Source organism: Vibrio sp. YT-15 (assembly GCF_033337445.1).
Lineage (GTDB): Bacteria > Pseudomonadota > Gammaproteobacteria > Enterobacterales > Vibrionaceae > Vibrio > Vibrio alginolyticus.
This window is the reverse complement of sequence record NZ_JAWOQR010000002.1, coordinates 371911-391181: the sequence shown is the minus strand read 5'-3', so window position 1 is coordinate 391181 and position 19271 is coordinate 371911. Positions and strand designations below refer to the sequence as shown.

The window sequence follows — 19271 nt, the reverse complement described above, 5'->3', positions numbered from 1 at the left end:
GTTGCTTCCTTATAGAGAATTCAGAAACGCAATCAATGCGTCACGTTCTTTTTTGTTCAGTGCTAAGACGTTTTGTTTCGCCGTTTCAGCTTCGCCGCCGTGCCACAACACTGCTTCCATCAGGTTACGAGCGCGGCCATCATGTAGAAAGTAAGTGTGTCCGTTTACTTCTTCGGTATAACCAATGCCCCATAGCGGTGCTGTTCGCCACTCGCGGCCGTTTGCTAAGTATTCCGGACGGTTATCGGCTAAGCCTTTACCCATGTCATGCAAAAGCATGTCTGTGTATGGGTGGATAAGCTGCTCAGAAAGCGCTGGTAACTCTGGTCGTTTCGCCGTTTTAACACTGGTCTTGTGGCAGCTTTCACAGCCAGACGCAGCAAAGATTTGCTGACCAAGTTTCACGTTAGGGTCATTGACATTACGGCGAATAGGTACGGCTAAGTGTTGGCTGTAAAACTCTACGAAGTCGAGAATATTTTCACTCACTTCAGGTTTGCCGCCATTTGGCATGTCGTCACAAATGCTTTGTTTCGAGGTACAGTTTTCATTTGGGAATAAATGGCTCGTCAGACCGACATCACCATTGAATGCTGCTGCATTTTGCTGCATTAACGTCGGTTGTCCTGCTTTCCAGCCAAAACGACCAATCGAGAAATTGTCCTTCTCAATATCCCACACCTTATTGACTTTGCCTGAGATACCGTCTTTGTCGGCATCTTGTTCATCAGCCCAAGCAAGTAGCGTTTCGTCGGGAATACTCTCTAACAAACCAAGGCCGATCATTGGCGGTGCCACGCGTGCTGAGAACTCGGTATCTGGGTGCATATCGCCGTAACCCAGATCGGTAATGTTCAAATGAGGTTTTCTTAGCGTCACCGTCGTACCGTCTTTAAATTTCACTGGGACATCGGTGTAAGTGATTTCGATTTTGCCTTCTGGCGTTTGATCTTGCAGGGCGAAATCTTGAAGCTGGCCACCATAAGTCGGCTCAGGTATGCCGCCATCTTTGATGTAAGCTTTCTTTTGTTCTGGCGTCATCGCAGGAATGCTTAAGCGCACTAACATAGACACGGCATGTAAATCATCTTTCTCTGGCGGATGACCACGACCGTCTTTTATGTGACAATTCTGACAACCATTGGTGTTAAAAAGCGGGCCTAAGCCATCACGAGCGTCTGTTGACGCTGGCGCTTGTACCCAAGGGTTGCGGAAAAAGCTGTTACCGACGCTAAAATCGAGGCGTTTGCTCATTGGCAAGTTAGCAGCAGGAAGAGAATAGGCATTCGCGCCGTCTTTTTTAACACTGGTTTTGCCTCCAGACTTAACATCGTAAGCCATGGCAGAAGAAGAAAGGATCGCGGCTAGCGCAGAAATTAGGTATGGCTTCATATCATTGCTCTACATAGACAACAAGGGTGATAACAACGAGCTCAAACGTCAAAAGGGCTCACAAAGAGCCCTTATTTATTATGGTTTTCTTATTAAAACTCGTGGTCAGCAGTATCAGGGCTTAGGCTGTCGATGCCGACAATGCTTGCCGCGCGCTCAATCGCACCGGTTTGTGCTACCAACGACATGATGGCGTCGTTTACTAGCGCGTTGCCTTGTGCGTTACCCGCTGCAATAAGTTGGTCAAAGTGCTGGTTGTTCTTCTCTGCAGAAGTCACTAGCTCACCAACTTGGCTACGTGTTGTATCAAACTGCTTTTGAATTTCGGTCGCTGCTTTCTTGTCTTTTTGAGCAACAAGGTCAGCGATACTTGGACCAGATAGCTCTTTGCCGTTTACACCTTTGTATGTACCTGTGTAAACGTTGTAGATGCCTTGCTCATTGTAGTAGTGAGAGTTGTGCGTGTTGTCTGAGAAACAATCGTGCTCGTCTTCTGTTGAGTTCGCTTCCAGTGCTACCTTCATGCGCTCACCCGCTAGCTCACCTAGAGAAAGAGAACCCATGCCGAATAGCATCTTACGTAGACCATTGTCTGCTGAGTCGTTCAGTAGCTCTTCACGGTAGTTACCTTTCACTTCAGCAGACCACTGCTTTTCCATCCACTCAAGGTCTTGAACCAGTAGATCAGCGGCTGCTTTTAGGTACTCTCCACGACGATCACAATGGCCATTCGTACACTCAGAACCCACAACGAAATCAGTGTAAGCGCGTTGACCTGCACCCGCGTTAGTACCGTTTAGGTCTTGACCCCAAAGTAAGAATTCAATCGCGTGGTAACCTGATGCAACGTTTGCCTCAGAACCACCTACTTCGTTTAGATCCGCTAGCAATTCTGGAGTGATTTTTGAAACGTCCAGTTTAGAAGCACCGATCTGTAGGCTAGTGTTCGCGATGATGTTGGCAGCAGCGCCCTCGTTACCCAATTCGTATTGGTAATCAGCCGCTACGTAGTCGATCAGACCTTCATCAAGTGGCCACGCGTTTAACTGACCTTCCCAATCGTCAACAATCGCGTTACCAAAACGGAAAACTTCAGACTGTTGGTAAGGCACGCGAGAATCTAGCCAAGCTTGTTTTACTTCTTCAAGCTTTTTCGCTGATGGTGATTTTAGAAATTCGTCGATTTTTACGTCAAGCGCTTTCGCTGTTGTTACTGAATCAGCAAACACAGCATGGGCAACGTCCGCGTAATGTTCGACTACTTGTTGTTTAGTTACTGTGGCAGCAACGGTAGAACCACTGGCAATGAGGAGTGATGCAGCAATAGATTGGACTAAAACTTTTTTTGCATTCATCTGAAGCATCCTTGTTGAGCTTTTCAATTATCGTATTGGTAGTGCTAATTATTCTTATTTGCACTTTAGTCTCGAGATAATACAAATTTACAATTTATTTGCAACTCCAGATACAAAAAAACCTCATAAAAATGAGGTTTTTCACAGGCTTTATTGTCAGTTTTATCTTTAGGATTAAACCTTTAGGTCATGTTTTCCGTGAGAGACTTTTGCCTTCAGATAATTTTCGTTGCCATCTTTGATATGTGCAGAGGTGTTGACAACCTCGCCAATTTCAATTCCGTACTCAGATAACTCACGGATTTTCTTAGGGTTGTTCGTCACAAGGCGGATCTTATTCACGCCTAAAGCTTCTAGCATTTGTGCTGCTTCTGTGAAATCACGCAGGTCATCATCAAAGCCCAAATGGTTGTTAGCTTCGTACGTGTTCATGCCCTGGCTTTGTAAGCGGTATGCATCGATCTTATTGTACAAACCAATACCACGACCTTCCTGACGGAGATACAGGATGATACCACCGGACTCGCCCATGCGATTGATCGTCTCTTCTAGTTGCTCACCACAGTCACAGCGTGAAGAGTGGAACACATCGCCTGTCAAACACTCAGAGTGCATACGAACTAAAGGCATGTCCTGAGTTTGGTCCGCTTGTTTAAAGATAATAGCAACATGCTCTTTGTCTGTCTTCAGACCATGGAAAGACAGAATTTCGGCATCAATGTTACTTTTTGCCCCGACTTTAAAATCTACTCTGGCACGTACTTCCGCCATATCTATACTCACTCGATTTATTGCTTGATGCGCTTGATGCGTTTTCGTTATTGCATTCATGGGATTTACTCGTTGCTCTTCAACTATGGGGACTGATACCGCATTTTGCAATATAGAGATCACAATTGAGGGCAGTTATCCACTCAAGACAGCAAAAGAGAAACACTCTCCAACTGAACAATTGTTATATTATAACAATTTAAAAAAACTACAATAAAAAACCCCAGACAAATTTTGTCTGGGGTTTCAAGAAGGTCGTTTGGTCTATCTTTTAATGGGTCTGACTGCGCTTCCAAACGGCGAGTTCAATCCAAACTGCTTCGAGTTCTTGGATTTCCTCGTCGGTCAACACGGCGAGCGTTGAAGTAACTTGAGGCAGGTTCGGTGATTGCAATGCACGAATCTGCGAATAGAAGTCTTTTTTAAGTTGTAATATAACTGAATCCACTGCGTGCACCTATTTCGTTCTTTTATTACTTATCCAGCTCAAAATTTTTATTTTCTTTATACTGGAAACTTCATAAATTCGGAAAAATGATAACATTCTGCTTGTTAAGTGCACAATTTATTTTTAATAGTGGAATAACGGTCACATTAATTACGCTTCACCATTCGGATCGAATATAAGACAAAAAAGATCAAAAATAGCACAGGAAAGATCCACAACAGCGCCGTGGAATAATTTAATGGTGGTTGATACAGAACAATATTCCCATAACGAGCAACTAGATAGTCCTTTATTTCTTGATCTGAGCTGCCTTCATTGGCCATCGTATACACTTTCAACCTAAGGTCTTTGGCCGCCTGTGCATTAGACTCGACAAGGTTTTGGTTTTGACACTGCGGGCAGCGTAATGTCTTGGCTAGCGAAGTTGCACGCTGTTGCACTTCAACAGAATGAAAATCAAACAGATCAACATTCTGTTCTAAATCCGCACTTCTCGTGAAAGGAGAAAATAGTATAAATAGGATTAAAGTGAGGAGAAGATTATTAAATCGAAACATTCAAGTATCCTGAAAATATATCGTTCCATTTATCTGCCGTTAGCTCTCCACGATATTTGATCAATATACGACCATTTGGATCAATCAAGTAAGTTTCCGGCGTTCCGATAACACCTAGCTCCACATCGAGCTTTCCATTAGGGTCACTAATTACTTCAATATATGGATTTCGTTTAGAGCTCAAATATTCACGAGCGGCTTGTTTTTGATCTCTATAATTCAGCCCAATAATAGGCACACCAAGTTCTGCTAACTGCAATAACTCTTCATGCTCTCGCTTGCATACCCCGCACCAAGATGCCCAAACATTCAATAATTTATATCCGTCGCTTTTGAACAACTGCTCAGAAACCATGTCATCAGAGATCAGAGAAGTAGAGCGAAAATTAGGTGTATCTAAATTTCGTTGTGGGGACAATTCAACATGTGCTCGCTCAGACAAGGCCATCGCAGTTACTACAGTAAACACGGCAACAGCCAAAACGAGACCTGCGAGTTTAAGCGTATTTCTCGATCGCATTGATAGCCTCTCTCCTTTTCTTTAGGCCGGTTAATAGCGCACCAAACACAGCTAGTAGCCCGCCAGACCATATCCACCAAATACCTGCGCGGTACTGAACTTTAATCGCATAAGCATGAGTATCGACTTTGTCACCCAATGTCACGTAATAATCGCCATGCCATAGTGAACGAATCGCAGGCTCGGTCATATTCATCACTCGCACAGGGTAATGACGCTTTTGCGGGTTGAAATTGAGCATGCGGCCATCTTCCAAGTGCAAGGTGATCTGTCCTTGTTCCGCGGTGTAGTTTGGCCCCACCAGCCATTCGATACCATGATAATCGATAGTGATCCCCGCCCTTTGTTGAGAACTGCCGGGTTCGACACGTAAATTGTGTTCATATGAGTAGTGACTGTTGAATACAGCTCCACTCACCGCCAGCGCAAAACCGATATGTGCCATCACGATTGGCATGAGTTTGCGCTTATTGGAACAACGAAACAGCATAACGAGATGCGCCACAATCACCCAAGTAGCCAACGTTATGGTTAGCAATACTCCGAAATGCAGTGCGTGCACTAAGAAGATAAACCCGATCACAGAGACAAGAGATAACGCAATACTGATCGCAATATCAGCGCTTACACTCGGCACTGTGCCTTTTGTCCATTTCAGCAGCGGCATGAAAGCTAAGGCAATCAGAGCCAGTATGCTTAATGGGAAGATCAGACTATTGAAATAAGGTGCGCCAACTGAAATGTTTCCTAAACCGAGCAGTTGATAAACCATCGGATAGAAAGTGCCAAGAAAAACGATGGCAGTCGCAATAACCAGCAGCCCTTTGGCGATATAAGCAGTGTAAGCTCGGCTCGTTAGAGATTGAAGTTTGAAGCGAGGGAGTTGTTCTCCTCGCAAAATCAATACGCCAAAAGTGATGATGACAAGCAAGCTCAATACACCAAGCAGCACCAAACCTTTAGTTGGGTCCACCGCAAAAGCATGCACTGAAGTCAGCACGCCAGATCGCACCACGAATGTCCCTAAAATGCTGAGGCTGAACGTAATAAACGCCAGTGCGTAGGTGCTCCAAATTGCGCCTCTGTTACGTGTTGCGACAACACCGCTGTGCAACAAAGCAGTACCAGTAAGCCAAGGGAGTAGAGAAGCGTTCTCCACAGGGTCCCAAAACCACCAGCCGCCCCACCCTAGCTCATTGTACGCCCACCATGATCCCACCAAGATACCCAACGTGAGCGTTCCCCATGCAAAAAACGCTGCGCTTCGAGCGACCACATACCAATCGCTCATCGGTTGTTTACCCAATAGCGCCGCTAATGAAAAAGCTAATATTGCTGCGTAACCGACATAACCGAGATAAAGCAATGGTGGATGAATGATAAGCCCAACATCTTGCAACATTGGGTTTAGATCTCGTCCTTCCGACGCCAATACTTGGGCATACTCGAACGGGTTAGAGGTCATTAACGTGAACCAAGCAAATGTCGCAATAAGAACGTTCATGATTCCTAAACAGTCACAAGTATATTGGGCGTTGAGCGGTGACTTAAATGCAATAAACGACGCCCATAAACTCAAGGTGACGACCCAAAACAACATGGAGCCTTGGTGCCCGCCCCAAGCGGCAGCAATCTTGAATGCTACGGGAAGTTGACTGTTGGAATGCGTAACAACATATTCCAACGCGAAGTTGTCTTGCACGAAGCAGACGATCAGAAGTGCTAAACAAATGAAGGAAGCTAAGCTAATGATGTGGGACATCGCGACTTGATGCGGCAATGTCGCCTTCTTACTCATAGCACGACGTAGCCAATGCAGCAACGATGCACAAGTCGATGTTACAGCCACCAATATCAGTAAGAAGAACCCTAGCTCAGCTTCCATTTATCCCCCTTACACTACGGTCATTTGACCGGCATAGAGAATGAAAGTACGCAGCATAAGTACGCCAACCAAGCTCAACGTCGTGACCACAAAAACGTAACTGCCTTTGTGGCGCACTTCAGAAGGCGTCAACCAATTGAGAGTCAAAGGCGTAATCATGCCGATGAACACTACCCCAACCCAGAACCATTGAGCCCAGAATCCACTCGAAATTGCATTCCAAGCCGCGACTTCGTTCTGACCACCGCTGAAGATCAATCCAGTAAAGAAGGTCACTAAGACAAACAACTCAAACAACACTACTGGGCGTTCAAATCCGTGCACCCAAGATACACTTGGGCTGCTGGTCGACTCTTTAAACACCAAGATGCCGAACATCAAGCATGCCGCTGCGCCCGAGGACAAACTAGAGAACAGGAACAAGATTGGCAGTACTGGATTGTTTAGCATTGGATAAGTCTTCAACGCAGACAATAGAAAGCCAGTGTACGCTGCAAGTACGATGGCTAAGAAGCCCAAGAACAATTCAATGGCGTTGTTGGCTTTCCCCGCCTTAATCAAAATGCCATCGGCAAAATCCAGCAGTTTGCTTGGTAACTTCCCTTCACAGAAGCTGATGATTTGATGGCGGAAGATAACGCCAATCCAAACAAACAACACGATCATGTACACTTGGAACAAGATCACGCCCATCGACATCACAGACGTTGGGTTGTAGTAGATCATGATCTTCCAAAACTCTAAAGGCTTGGTTAAATGGAAAATCAAAATTGCCAACCCAGCAATGATGCCAAATGGTGCGAGCCAAGCCATCGCTTTCATGATGCCGTTTTTTGCGGGATCACCTTCAATCACTTTGCGTTTTAAATAGATTGAAATCATCACCGCACCCGCTGACATCCCAGCAAGGAATAAGTAAATCGCGATGATCCAATCCCAGACTAACGAGTCAAAGTGGAATGCACTTTCGAAGCCGTTCATGATGACACCTCCCCTTTGCTATGCGGAATTTTGTACAGTTTAGGTTGCGTACCTAAATGCGATTTATCGCGATAGACAACATGGCTTTCGATAGCTTTGCTCACCTCGCTAGTTGGGTCATTCAAATCACCAAAGATGAGTGCTTTTGTTGGGCAAGATTCCACGCAAGCTGGCTGCTTACCTTGCGCTAGGTTGGTATCACGGCAGAAGTTACATTTATCCGCAGAGTGATCGACTGGATTAAAGAAGCGCACTTGGTAAGGGCAAGCGGCAAGGCAATAACCACATCCGACACATTTCTCTTTGTGCACATCCACGATGCCGGTCGCTTCATCTTTGTATGCAGCGCCTGTTGGACAAACGTACACACATGGTGGGTTATCACAGTGCTGACAGGATTCGCGAGTAAACTGGTATTCCACATCTGGAAATTCGCCAATCGGTTCACTGCGATGAATTTTAAGTCGCGTTACGCCTTCAGGGACTTTATTTACTTCGCGACAAGCATCGGTACAAGCGGTACAGCCAATACAGGCATTTTCATCATGAACCATACCCATGCGTTTCGCTTGTTCACTGTTGCTGGCATAGAGAGAGGAGCTAACAACGGAAGTGCCTGCAACGCCTGTAGTTAAAATCAACGCGCCGCTGCCGGCTAAAAAGTTTCTTCTCGAACATTTCATGCTATCTCTCCTCTTCTTTGGCAAGTTCAGGTTCGACGGCAAATTCAGAGTGACAATCCACACACTGCTTGATCAGTTGTTTTCTGTCGTACGACAACGCTTTGGTTTTCGCTGCGTGTACATCGTGGCAATTTGAACAAGTGAGGTTTTTGGCGTGCACATCGTGCGTCCAGTGGCTTTCTCTCAGCTGTGTCGGTGCGTGGCAATCCACACATTGGCTGTTGGCTTTAAGAATCATGCTTGGATCAAGGAACACTTTGTCGTGTACCTCTTTCGATTGCGCGGCAGAAAACTTAATCACATCAGGCGCGCTCTCACGATGGTCGGGACCAATGTTGCTATGGCAATTGGTGCAATTAAGTTGCTTCCCTTGGCTGAGTAGAGCTTGCGGGTCATGCGAAAGGTTCAGAGTCTCTTTTGCATCCTTATGACATTGCAGACACTTGTAGTCACGGTCACGGATCAACTCGACTTGATGACGCTCAGCTTGAGCACCTTCAATCGGCTCTGAAGAAGTCGCATGGGCGGCGATGGAGAAACCATAGATGGCAAAGACGAAGAGAAGTTTCAGCATTGTCTCTATGGTCAATTTTATATTGCCCATATTGTTCTTTCCTTAGCTCGATAATAATTGATAACTATTCTCAATTATTTATTTGAGCGACAATTAATTTCCTCTGAAGATATTTTTTAGATCTTCAAATGACATCAATTCTTATCTCGGAAAGCCACAACGCTAAACCTATATTTATAATACCTCTATTATTCATAAGGGGTAGAAACGCCTGCTCAAAAAGCGAACTAAATCACCCTATTTTAAAAAGGTTAAAAACCCAAAGCATTGCAGAACAATGACTTAACAACTACCACTTTGGAGGTATATGAATTCAAACATGACTGAGATCACTGGTGTAAATTGATCTAAAACAAGACAAGATTCACTCACTATTTCATCTATCCAATTAAGCAATATTATTAATCGTAGATCTCCAGTTCTTATTTGGAATAGCTCCTCACAACGCTGCTAATAAAAACGAATATGGAGATAACACTGTGAGCATAAAACACTGGATGAGCGCACCTATTGCGGTTGCGACCTTATTCGCCAGCCAATTATTTTTGGTTGACGCTCCGTTAGCGGCAGAAGAGAAGGATTTTATCGATCCTCGTAACGATGTCTTTGAACAGAACCACCCTGATCAATACCATTCTTGGAAAGCAACATCCGAAAGTGAGCACATTGAAGATGCTCTAAGTGAAGACCCAAACATGGTTATCCTGTGGGCAGGTTATGGCTTCGCGAAAGACTACAACAAAGCGCGCGGTCACTTTTACGCACTTGATGATGTTCGCCAAACCTTACGTACCGGCGCACCAACCGACGAGAAGTCCGGGCCTATGCCGATGGCGTGCTGGAGCTGTAAAAGCCCAGACGTTGCTCGCGTGATTGATGAACGTGGTGAAGATGGTTATTTCGAAGGTAAATGGGCACGCTTAGGCTCAGAAATCGTCAACCCTATCGGTTGTTCCGATTGCCACAACACAGGCTCTGAAGCCTTCAAGAAAGGCGAACCTGCGCTAGCACTGACTCGCCCATACGTCGAGCGTGCTTTTGATACTATTGGTAAAAACTTTGATGAACAGTCTCGCCTAGATAAGCAAGCATCGGTCTGCGCTCAATGTCACGTTGAATACTACTTCACCGGCCCAACTAAAGCGGTTAAATTCCCATGGGATATGGGCACCACCGTTAATGACATGGAGAAATACTACGACGCGTTGAATTTCAAAGATTGGACGCATGCCGTATCTAAAGCGCCGATGCTAAAAGCACAACACCCGGGTTTCGAAACTTGGAGAGCGGGTATTCATGGTAAAAACAAAGTGGTGTGTGTGGACTGCCACATGCCTAAAGTGACCAAAGAAGACGGTACGGTGTACACAGACCACAAAGTGGGTAACCCATTTGATCGTTTTGAAGACACCTGTGCGCAATGCCATACCCAAACTAAAGAGCAGCTACAAGGCATCGTCTCGACTCGCAAAGCGCAAGTACTGAACATGAAGCTAACCGCCGAGAAGCAAATCGTAGCGGCACACTTTGAAGCAGGCGCAGCGTGGAAAGCAGGTGCAACAGAAGCAGAGATGGAACCTATCCTACAAGATATTCGCCATGCACAATGGCGTTGGGACTACGCGATTGCTTCTCACGGTGTCCACATGCATGCTCCTGAGATAGCACTTGAAGTACTAGGTACTGCAGTTGATCGCGCTGCTGACGCCCGTACCAAATTGGTTCGTTTACTGGCAACCAAAGGCATTACTGATCCTGTTCAAATTCCAGATATCTCGACCAAAGCGAAAGCACAACAAGCACTGGGCATGGATATGGAAAAGATGAACGCAGATAAGAAACACTTCCTAGAAACGGTGGCACCAGAATGGGATAAAGCAGCGGCTGAGCGTGAAGCCACGTATTAGTCTAACTGGCAGAGGTTAATCTATATATACAACAAGGGGCGTACTGAACGCCCCTTTTCTTTATTTCTTCATCCTCGATTTTATCGAGAGTAAAAATCGAATGTACTAGCGACGAGGAAGTCTAGGTCTAGGTTGAATATTTGGACGTGCTTTAGGCATCTGCACATTTGGGCGAGCAACTGGGCGCTGGATCTTCGTTTCCGGCAGTGCTTTTCTTTGTTGAACCTTTTCTTTTACCGCTTTGTCTTGTAAAGCCGCTGGCTCAATACGCTCCGGACGATTCTCCCACTTGGTTTGAATCTCTTGCTTTTGCTCGTCTGGCAGTGATTGCCAATGATCGTCGAGTTGGCGTTTCATGTTATCGATATTGGCGGACATATCATCGTCTTTCCAATCTTCGACTTTGTCTTTGATGGATTGCTGTTGGTCTTCATCTAAACCATTCCACCACTCTTCCAGTTTCTCTTTGTATTCATCGTCGTTATCGCAACAGCCCGGATAGTAATAAATCCAGTAGTCGTCATGATCGTACCACCACGGGTCGTAGTAACCCGATGAATAATAAACCGTAGAGGAAGAGCCAGAATGATCGGAAGAGCTACAACCCGCCAGCACAGAGCCGCACAGCAAAACCAATATGCTTAGTGCTTTATTTTTCATTCGTTGCCCACCTTTCCCTCTATTGCTTGTTAAATTGTACGCTTACAACAGCTCTTTTGCTTTGTTAATAGAGTTAATGATTTGCACCCTATCTAAATTTGGATCATCAGAATCTAATAATAGTACCCAGGCATCAATCGCTTCCTGAAATCGGAATGACAGAAAATGATCATTTGCGATCAAAGACAAAGCGGCTTCATTGTGCGGTTCTATCTGCAAAGCTTGCTCCAAAAGCAAGCTAACTTCTTGCGTCATTGATTGCTGGTGAATGTAGTACAAGGTCGTCGCTTTTGCGGCAAGTTGCGTGGCACTGACTGGCTCAGTCAGCTGGATCGCGTAATCAAAACAAATCAGCGCGCCATCAAATTCCCCCTCTAGCAGGTAGCCCTGCCCGAGTTGGAACCACAATTCAGCGTTGTTCGGATCTTCACGCAACTGGTCTTGAATCTCTTTCATGATGTCACGAGCAGTCATCATTCGTGACATTTCCGCTTGTATTGGTTTAGGCGGAGTTTGATGCAGCAATAAGAAACTGGCACTCGTCACGACAAGTACTAACAGGCAAAAGCCAAACCATTGAGCAGGTTTAACTTTTGATGCACTCAGTGATAAGAGTACGATAAACAGCCCCATCAGAGTGATGGCAGCGAAAAACCAAACAGACATAACACGTCCTGTAAACAAAGATAACGTCAGTGTACGCATTTCTTACTTTAAATGCGTTGATACAGATACAAAAAAGCCGAGCAACTAAGGCTCGGCTTTTCATATCAGGATAACGATGTAAGATTACTCTTCGTTACCTTCCTCTGCATCATCAGCAGCTGGAGCTTCTGAAGCGTCTTGCTGCGTATTTTCGTCTGTTGACTCTAACGCTTCTGCATCTTCATCAGCAGGCAGCTCTTCATCATCAACTTCTTCAATACGTTGCAAACCAACAACTGATTCATCTTCCGCAGTACGGATAAGCGTTACACCTTGTGTGTTACGACCAACCTGGCTAACTTCACCCACACGAGTACGTACTAACGTGCCAGCGTCGGTGATCATCATCATTTCATCACCTTCAACAACCTGGATAGCACCAACTACCGGGCCATTTCGCTCAGAAACTTTGATAGAAACTACACCTTGAGTGCCACGACCTTTTGTCGGGTACTCGCTAAGTGCTGTGCGTTTACCATAACCGTTTTCTGTAACCGTTAGGATGTCGCCTTCGTGCGAAGGAACAATAAGTGATACAACTTGGTCATTTTCAGCCAGTTTCATACCACGAACACCAGAGGCGGTACGCCCCATAGGACGAACACCTTTAAACTTGATCTCTGGCTGACCATTCTCATCAAGAACTGGTTTACCATTTTCATCAAGTACTGGAATTTCTTCTGCTTCTTTAAAGCGAACCACTTTACCCGCTTTAGAGAACAGCATGATTTCGTTTTCGCCGTTAGTGATATCTACACCGATTAACGAATCGTCTTCACGTAGGTTCACAGCGATTAGGCCGTTTGAACGTACGTTTGCAAACTGGTTCAACGGCGTTTTCTTAACCGTACCGTCACCTGTTGCCATGAAGATGAATTTGTCTTCAGAGAATTCATCAACACGTAGAATCGCGGTAATGCGCTCACCTTCTTCGAGTGGAAGGATGTTTACGATTGGCTTACCACGCGCAGTACGGCTCGCTAGAGGCAATTGGTAAACTTTCAGGCGGTATGTCTTACCACGAGTAGAGAAACACAAGATGTTATCGTGGGTATTCGCCACTAGAAGACGCTCGATATGGTCTTCATCTTTCATCTTAGTCGCACTCTTACCTTTACCACCACGGCGCTGTGACTCGTAGTCGCTCAGTACTTGGTACTTAACGTAACCACCGTGAGATAGAGTAACTACAACGTCTTCACGTGCGATCAGCTCTTCCATGTCAATATCATGGCTCGCAGCTGTGATTTCTGTACGACGAGCGTCACCAAAGCCGTCACGAACCGCTTCAAGTTCCTCACGGATAACTTCCATCAAACGCTCAGTGCTCGCAAGGATATGCATGAGTTCAGCGATTTCTTCTAGAAGTGTTTTGTATTCGCCAAGAATCTTCTCGTGTTCTAGACCTGTTAGTTTATGTAAACGTAGATCTAGGATAGCTTGTGCTTGTTGCTCAGTCAGGAAGTACTGACCATCACGAATACCGTATTCAGGCTCTAGCCATTCAGGGCGCGCAGCATCTGTACCAGCACGCTCTAGCATTGCTGAAACGTTGCCTAAATCCCAACCACGAGCGATAAGACCCGCTTTTGCTTCAGCCGGTGTAGGTGCCTTACGGATAAGCTCAATGATTTCATCAATGTTAGCAAGCGCTAGAGCTAAACCTTCAAGGATATGAGCACGTTCACGAGCTTTACGCAGTTCGAAGATAGTACGACGTGTCACAACTTCACGACGGTGATCAACGAAGCACTTCAACATATCTTTTAGGTTGAATAGCTGTGGCTGGCCATTGTTTAGAGCCACCATATTGATACCGAAAGTGGTTTGCAGCTGAGTCTGAGCGTAAAGATTGTTTAGAACTACTTCGCCCACAGCATCGCGCTTACACTCAATAACAATGCGCATACCGTCTTTATCTGACTCGTCGCGCAGTGCACTGATACCTTCTACTTTCTTATCTTTAACTAGCTCAGCGATCTTTTCGATCAAGCGAGCTTTGTTCACCTGGTAAGGAATTTCAGTGACGATAATGGTCTCTTTACCATTCTTCTCCACTTCGATGTCCGCTTTCGAACGCATGTAGATTTTGCCACGACCTGTTTTGTACGCGTCTACAATGCCTTTACGACCGCTGATAAGCGCCGCCGTTGGGAAATCAGGACCAGGAATGTAATCCATTAGTTCATCAATAGTGATTTCTTCATTATTGATGTATGCAAGACAGCCATCAATCACTTCGCCAAGGTTATGAGGCGGGATGTTGGTTGCCATACCTACTGCGATACCAGAAGCACCGTTAACCAATAGGTTTGGAATTTTAGTTGGAAGAACCGCTGGGATCTGCTCAGTACCGTCGTAGTTTGGTACGTAGTCTACGGTTTCTTTATCTAGGTCAGCCAATAGTTCATGGGCAATTTTTGCCATTCGAACTTCGGTGTAACGCATTGCCGCAGCAGAGTCGCCATCGATCGAGCCAAAGTTACCTTGACCATCGACCAGCATGTAACGAAGCGAGAACGGCTGAGCCATACGTACGATTGTGTCGTACACAGCAATATCACCATGTGGGTGATATTTACCGATTACGTCGCCGACAACACGGGCTGATTTTTTATATGGTTTGTTCCAATCGTTGCCTAGTACGTTCATCGCGAATAAAACGCGGCGGTGTACTGGTTTTAGGCCATCACGCACATCTGGAAGAGCACGACCCACGATGACTGACATCGCATAGTCTAGGTATGAACCTCTAAGCTCATCTTCAATGTTTACGGGCGTGATCTCTTTAGCTAAATCGCTCATAGAGCCATTATCCCTCTATTATCTGATCGTAATTACGATACGTGTAAGGTGCAAAAATATAACACACAATTCATCACTTCGGCATCACTTTCCCTCTCCTTTTATCAGGTTGTGAGCTTGGTTATGAATCAAATGTCGAGAATTTGCACACTAATCCCATATCTTTCTGATTAGTGGTTATATTTCGGTCAATATTGAGCAAAATCGGACTCTTTACGCGGAAAAGCGAGGTAAATTCCTTTAACTACACAACGCGAAAATGCAGGTTTTAGAGTTATTGTCACTGGCACCAGTTCAAGGATGAACCAAAAACAATAGCGAGCGCTTTACAAATTACATGGCACCTGTCTCGATTGCCGCGCCAGTGAACTCTGTCATTGTCCCTTAACTAAGCACATCGAGGTTGTTTGGGTGTAAAACGTTGGAGTATACTGGCGCCCTCTAAAGGACTCAGATTGAATGCAATAAAACCAATTATGACTAAAGCACAAAACGTCGACCCAAGTGAAATTAAGAAATTCGAGGACATGGCTTCTCGATGGTGGGATTTAGAAGGCGAGTTTAAGCCGCTTCATCAAATTAACCCACTTCGTTTGAACTATGTACTTGAAAAAGCAAATGGCTTGTTTGGCAAGCGAGCACTTGATGTCGGCTGTGGTGGTGGCATTCTTGCTGAAAGCATGGCAAAAGAAGGCGCTATTGTGACGGGGCTTGATATGGGTAAAGAACCATTAGAAGTCGCGCGACTACATGCATTAGAAACAGGCACTCAACTGACCTACATTCAGAGCACAATAGAAGACCACGCTATAGAAAACGCAGGAACTTACGATGTCGTGACTTGTATGGAGATGCTTGAACACGTTCCAGATCCTCTCTCCGTTATCCGCTCTTGTGCTGCGCTAGTCAAACCCGGTGGTCACGTGTTTTTCTCAACTTTGAACCGAAACATTAAGTCGTACTTATTTGCTATTGTCGGTGCTGAGAAGCTTCTTAAGATTGTTCCTGAAGGCACTCATGAGCACGATAAGTTTATCAAGCCAGCCGAAATGATGAAGATGATAGACCAAACTGACCTGACGGAAATGGGCATTACTGGGCTTCATTACAACCCTCTAAATGACAGCTACAAACTCGGTCGTAATGTAGATGTAAACTACATCGTTCATACTAAAAAATACTGAACGCTGTTGCGTTAAAAAATGTGTTTTGTGATTGACATTTTTTAAAGAAAATGAATCGGAAGCGGTAGCACAAAGTTGCCGCTTTTTTTGTCTTTTTATGGCTAAAATTCGTGCTCTAGATTCCATTTTGACCAAGCCATTTTTCGTAGATAAAAACGGCCAAAGATCAAGGAAAATATTTTTGCATGCGGTTATTTCTAAACCGATCTCGAAACCGTACTTTTAACCATTCAAGTCTGCCCTTTTCTCATCGGTTAGTGTTCACTTACTGATTTTTTTCATTTTGTCAGTTATCCACAAGTCATCCCCGAACTGTACCTTGATAAATCAGTGTAATAGCACTATCTTGTAACCCGCAAACAAATGAACCCCTATATGTTGTGTTTAAGCGACAATATATAGATAGACTTTGATCACAAAGCCGCCGCAAGCTTTACTCATATTGCACAGAAACAAACAAAAATACGGCTTTTATCAGTTTTCTTAGGGAAATAAAGCAGAATGAACCAACAACTTACCGTCACCAAGCGTGATGGCCGTAAAGAAAGTATCGATCTGGATAAAATCCACCGCGTTATCACTTGGGCTGCAGAAGGTCTAGATAATGTTTCGGTTTCTCAAGTAGAACTTCGCGCTCACATCCAGTTTTACGACGGCATCACAACGACAGATATTCACGAGACAATCATCAAGTCTGCGGCAGACCTGATCTCTGAAGAGACTCCGGATTACCAATACCTAGCTGCTCGCCTAGCGGTATTCCATCTGCGTAAAAAAGCGTATGGCCAATACGAGCCACCAACGCTTTATGATCACGTGTCTCGCCTCGTCGATATGGGTAAGTACGATCAACATATTCTAGAAGACTACACAAAAGCAGAACTCGACGAACTTGATGCGTACCTCGACCATAAACGCGACCTAAACTTCTCATACGCGGCAGTTAAGCAGCTAGAGGGTAAGTACTTCGTACAGAACCGTGTTACGGGCCAAATTTACGAAAGTGCTCAGTTCTTATACATCCTTGTAGCAGCGTGCTTATTTGCGAAATATCCAAAAGCGACGCGTCTTGATTACATCAAACGTTTCTACGATGCGACATCGACATTTAAGATTTCTCTACCTACGCCAATTATGTCTGGCGTGCGTACCCCTACTCGCCAGTTCAGCTCATGTGTTCTGATCGAGTGTGGCGACAGTCTTGATTCTATTAACGCAACAGCAAGCTCAATTGTTCGTTACGTATCTCAGCGCGCTGGTATTGGTATCAACGCAGGTCGTATCCGTGCATTAGGCTCAGAGATTCGCGGTGGTGAAGCATTCCACACTGGTTGTATTCCGTTCTACAAGTACTTCCAAACAGCAGTAAAATGTTGTTCACAAGGTGGTGTACGTGGTGGCGCAGCTACTGTGTTCTACCCAATGTGGCACGGTGAAGCACGCTCACTAATGGTACTTAAGAACAACCGTGGTGTTGAAGAAAACCGTGTTCGTCACATGGACTACGGTGTTCAGTTAAACAAACTGATGTACCAACGTTTAGTTGAAGGCGGCAATATTACGCTATTCTCACCATCTGATGTACCTGGTCTGTACGACGCATTCTTCGAAAACCAAGAAGAGTTTGAGCGTCTATACGTGAAGTACGAGAACGATCCTTCAATCAAGAAAGAAACGGTTAAAGCGATTGAAATGTTCACTCTGCTAATGCAAGAGCGTGCATCAACGGGTCGTATCTACATCCAGAACGTGGACCACTGTAATACTCACAGCCCATTTGATTCTGAAGTCGCTCCAGTTCGTCAGTCGAACCTATGTTTAGAAATCGCACTGCCAACGAAACCATTAACTAACGTTGAAGACGACTCAGGCGAGATCGCACTGTGTACGCTTTCTGCATTCAACTTAGGTGCTATCAAGTCTCTAGATGATTTCGAAGAGCTATCCGATCTTGTTGTTCGTGCGTTAGATGCACTGCTTGATTACCAAGATTACCCTCTACCAGCGGCATACAAATCGACTATGAACCGTCGTACGCTAGGTGTTGGTGTGATTAACTTTGCTTACTACTTAGCGAAGAATGGCGTGAAATACTCTGACGGTAGCGCGAACGGCCTAACTCACCGTACGTTCGAAGCAATGCAGTACTACCTATTGAAAGCATCTGTAGCACTGGCGAAAGAACAAGGTAAGTGTCCTTCATTCGACGAGACGAACTACGCGAAAGGCTTACTGCCGATTGATACGTATAAGAAAGATATCGACCTAATTTGTGACGAAGCGCTGCACTACGACTGGGACAGCCTACGTAAAGAAATTATGGAGCACGGCCTACGTAACTCAACACTGACTGCGCTAATGCCTTCTGAGACTTCTTCTCAGATTTCAAACGCAACTAACGGTATTGAGCCACCACGTGGTTACGTTTCAGTAAAAGCTTCGAAAGACGGTATCCTGAAGCAAGTTGTACCAGAGTTCACAGAACTTAAAGACAGCTATGAACTGCTTTGGAATATCGGTTCGAACGACGGTTATCTACACCTTGTGGGTATTATGCAGAAGTTTGTTGACCAAGCTATCTCTGCTAATACTAACTACGACCCGTCACGTTACGAGACTGGCAAGGTTCCAATGAAGAAACTACTTCAAGACCTGCTAACAGCGTATAAGTTTGGTGTGAAAACGCTTTACTACCACAACACTCGTGATGGCGCGAAAGATGAACAGAAAGACGCTGTTCAACCACAAGATGACGATTGTGCTGGCGGCGGTTGTAAGATTTAATCTTCCCGTACCTAGCGAACCCGTAAAGACAGACTATCGATAACCTCCCCCTTACGGGGA

The 19271-nt window shown here is 45.1% G+C and carries 16 protein-coding genes; 3 read left to right on the top strand and 13 right to left on the bottom strand.

Features of this window, described 5'->3' with window-relative positions; all coding sequences use genetic code 11:
* Nucleotides 1–9 precede the first annotated feature (9 nt).
* From R7D93_RS05865 to nrfB, 10 genes are all read right to left on the bottom strand, one after another.
* Nucleotides 10–1392, bottom strand: coding sequence for a di-heme oxidoredictase family protein (locus R7D93_RS05865; RefSeq protein ID WP_225495382.1), 1383 nt, complete (start codon nt 1390–1392; stop codon nt 10–12).
* A 92-nt stretch (nt 1393–1484) separates the two neighbouring features.
* Complete coding sequence (locus tag R7D93_RS05860) at nt 1485–2747, bottom strand: imelysin family protein (RefSeq protein ID WP_213868131.1); 1263 nt, start codon at nt 2745–2747, stop codon at nt 1485–1487.
* 174 nt (nt 2748–2921) lie between these two features.
* The gene (locus tag R7D93_RS05855) at nt 2922–3518 is read right to left on the bottom strand and encodes a GTP cyclohydrolase II (protein WP_025767283.1); all 597 of its coding nucleotides are present in this window, start codon (nt 3516–3518) and stop codon (nt 2922–2924) included.
* Between the two features lie 271 nt (nt 3519–3789).
* Nucleotides 3790–3966, bottom strand: coding sequence for a hypothetical protein (locus tag R7D93_RS05850; RefSeq protein ID WP_020480909.1), 177 nt, complete (start codon nt 3964–3966; stop codon nt 3790–3792).
* 146 nt (nt 3967–4112) lie between these two features.
* Complete coding sequence (gene nrfF, locus R7D93_RS05845; protein ID WP_085569796.1) at nt 4113–4523, bottom strand: heme lyase NrfEFG subunit NrfF; 411 nt, start codon at nt 4521–4523, stop codon at nt 4113–4115.
* Entirely contained in the window at nt 4510–5043 is a 534-nt protein-coding gene (locus R7D93_RS05840) for a DsbE family thiol:disulfide interchange protein (protein WP_213868130.1), read from the bottom strand. The genes nrfF and R7D93_RS05840 overlap by 14 nt, the downstream gene beginning before the upstream one ends.
* On the bottom strand, nt 5021–6928 hold the full coding sequence (locus R7D93_RS05835; RefSeq protein WP_130545098.1) for a heme lyase CcmF/NrfE family subunit: 1908 nt from the start codon (nt 6926–6928) through the stop codon (nt 5021–5023). Before R7D93_RS05835 ends, R7D93_RS05840 begins: the two co-directional genes overlap by 23 nt.
* Before the next feature lie 9 nt (nt 6929–6937).
* Nucleotides 6938–7909 carry a cytochrome c nitrite reductase subunit NrfD gene (gene nrfD, locus R7D93_RS05830; RefSeq protein ID WP_213963904.1) on the bottom strand — a complete coding sequence of 324 codons (972 nt, stop codon included), beginning with the start codon at nt 7907–7909 and terminating at the stop codon, nt 6938–6940.
* Entirely contained in the window at nt 7906–8592 is a 687-nt protein-coding gene (gene nrfC / locus R7D93_RS05825; RefSeq protein ID WP_017636123.1) for a cytochrome c nitrite reductase Fe-S protein, read from the bottom strand. The genes nrfD and nrfC overlap by 4 nt, the downstream gene beginning before the upstream one ends.
* A 1-nt stretch (nt 8593) precedes the next feature.
* Entirely contained in the window at nt 8594–9196 is a 603-nt protein-coding gene (gene nrfB / locus R7D93_RS05820) for a cytochrome c nitrite reductase pentaheme subunit (protein WP_225495384.1), read from the bottom strand.
* Between the two features lie 449 nt (nt 9197–9645).
* Here nrfB and nrfA point away from each other — a divergent pair, with 449 nt between their 5' ends.
* Nucleotides 9646–11073, top strand: a complete 1428-nt coding sequence (gene nrfA, locus R7D93_RS05815) for an ammonia-forming nitrite reductase cytochrome c552 subunit (RefSeq protein ID WP_158156655.1) — start codon at nt 9646–9648, stop codon at nt 11071–11073.
* 105 nt (nt 11074–11178) lie between these two features.
* Here the strand turns inward: nrfA and R7D93_RS05810 are convergent, their stop codons facing one another.
* The 3 genes from R7D93_RS05810 to gyrA all read right to left on the bottom strand — a co-directional run bounded on the left by R7D93_RS05810 (nt 11179) and on the right by gyrA (nt 15243).
* A complete protein-coding gene (locus R7D93_RS05810) occupies nt 11179–11733 on the bottom strand; it encodes a hypothetical protein (RefSeq protein ID WP_213868127.1) in 555 nt (184 codons plus the stop codon).
* A 42-nt stretch (nt 11734–11775) separates the two neighbouring features.
* Complete coding sequence (locus tag R7D93_RS05805) at nt 11776–12399, bottom strand: tetratricopeptide repeat protein (RefSeq protein ID WP_165401636.1); 624 nt, start codon at nt 12397–12399, stop codon at nt 11776–11778.
* 123 nt (nt 12400–12522) lie between these two features.
* A complete protein-coding gene (gene gyrA, locus R7D93_RS05800) occupies nt 12523–15243 on the bottom strand; it encodes a DNA topoisomerase (ATP-hydrolyzing) subunit A (RefSeq protein ID WP_225495385.1) in 2721 nt (906 codons plus the stop codon).
* Nucleotides 15244–15719: 476 nt separating this feature from the next.
* Here gyrA and ubiG point away from each other — a divergent pair, with 476 nt between their 5' ends.
* Nucleotides 15720–16427 carry a bifunctional 2-polyprenyl-6-hydroxyphenol methylase/3-demethylubiquinol 3-O-methyltransferase UbiG gene (ubiG, locus tag R7D93_RS05795; RefSeq protein ID WP_005376820.1) on the top strand — a complete coding sequence of 236 codons (708 nt, stop codon included), beginning with the start codon at nt 15720–15722 and terminating at the stop codon, nt 16425–16427.
* Nucleotides 16428–16928: 501 nt separating this feature from the next.
* Nucleotides 16929–19211, top strand: coding sequence for a class 1a ribonucleoside-diphosphate reductase subunit alpha (gene nrdA / locus R7D93_RS05790; protein ID WP_005376819.1), 2283 nt, complete (start codon nt 16929–16931; stop codon nt 19209–19211).
* Nucleotides 19212–19271: the final 60 nt, after the last annotated feature.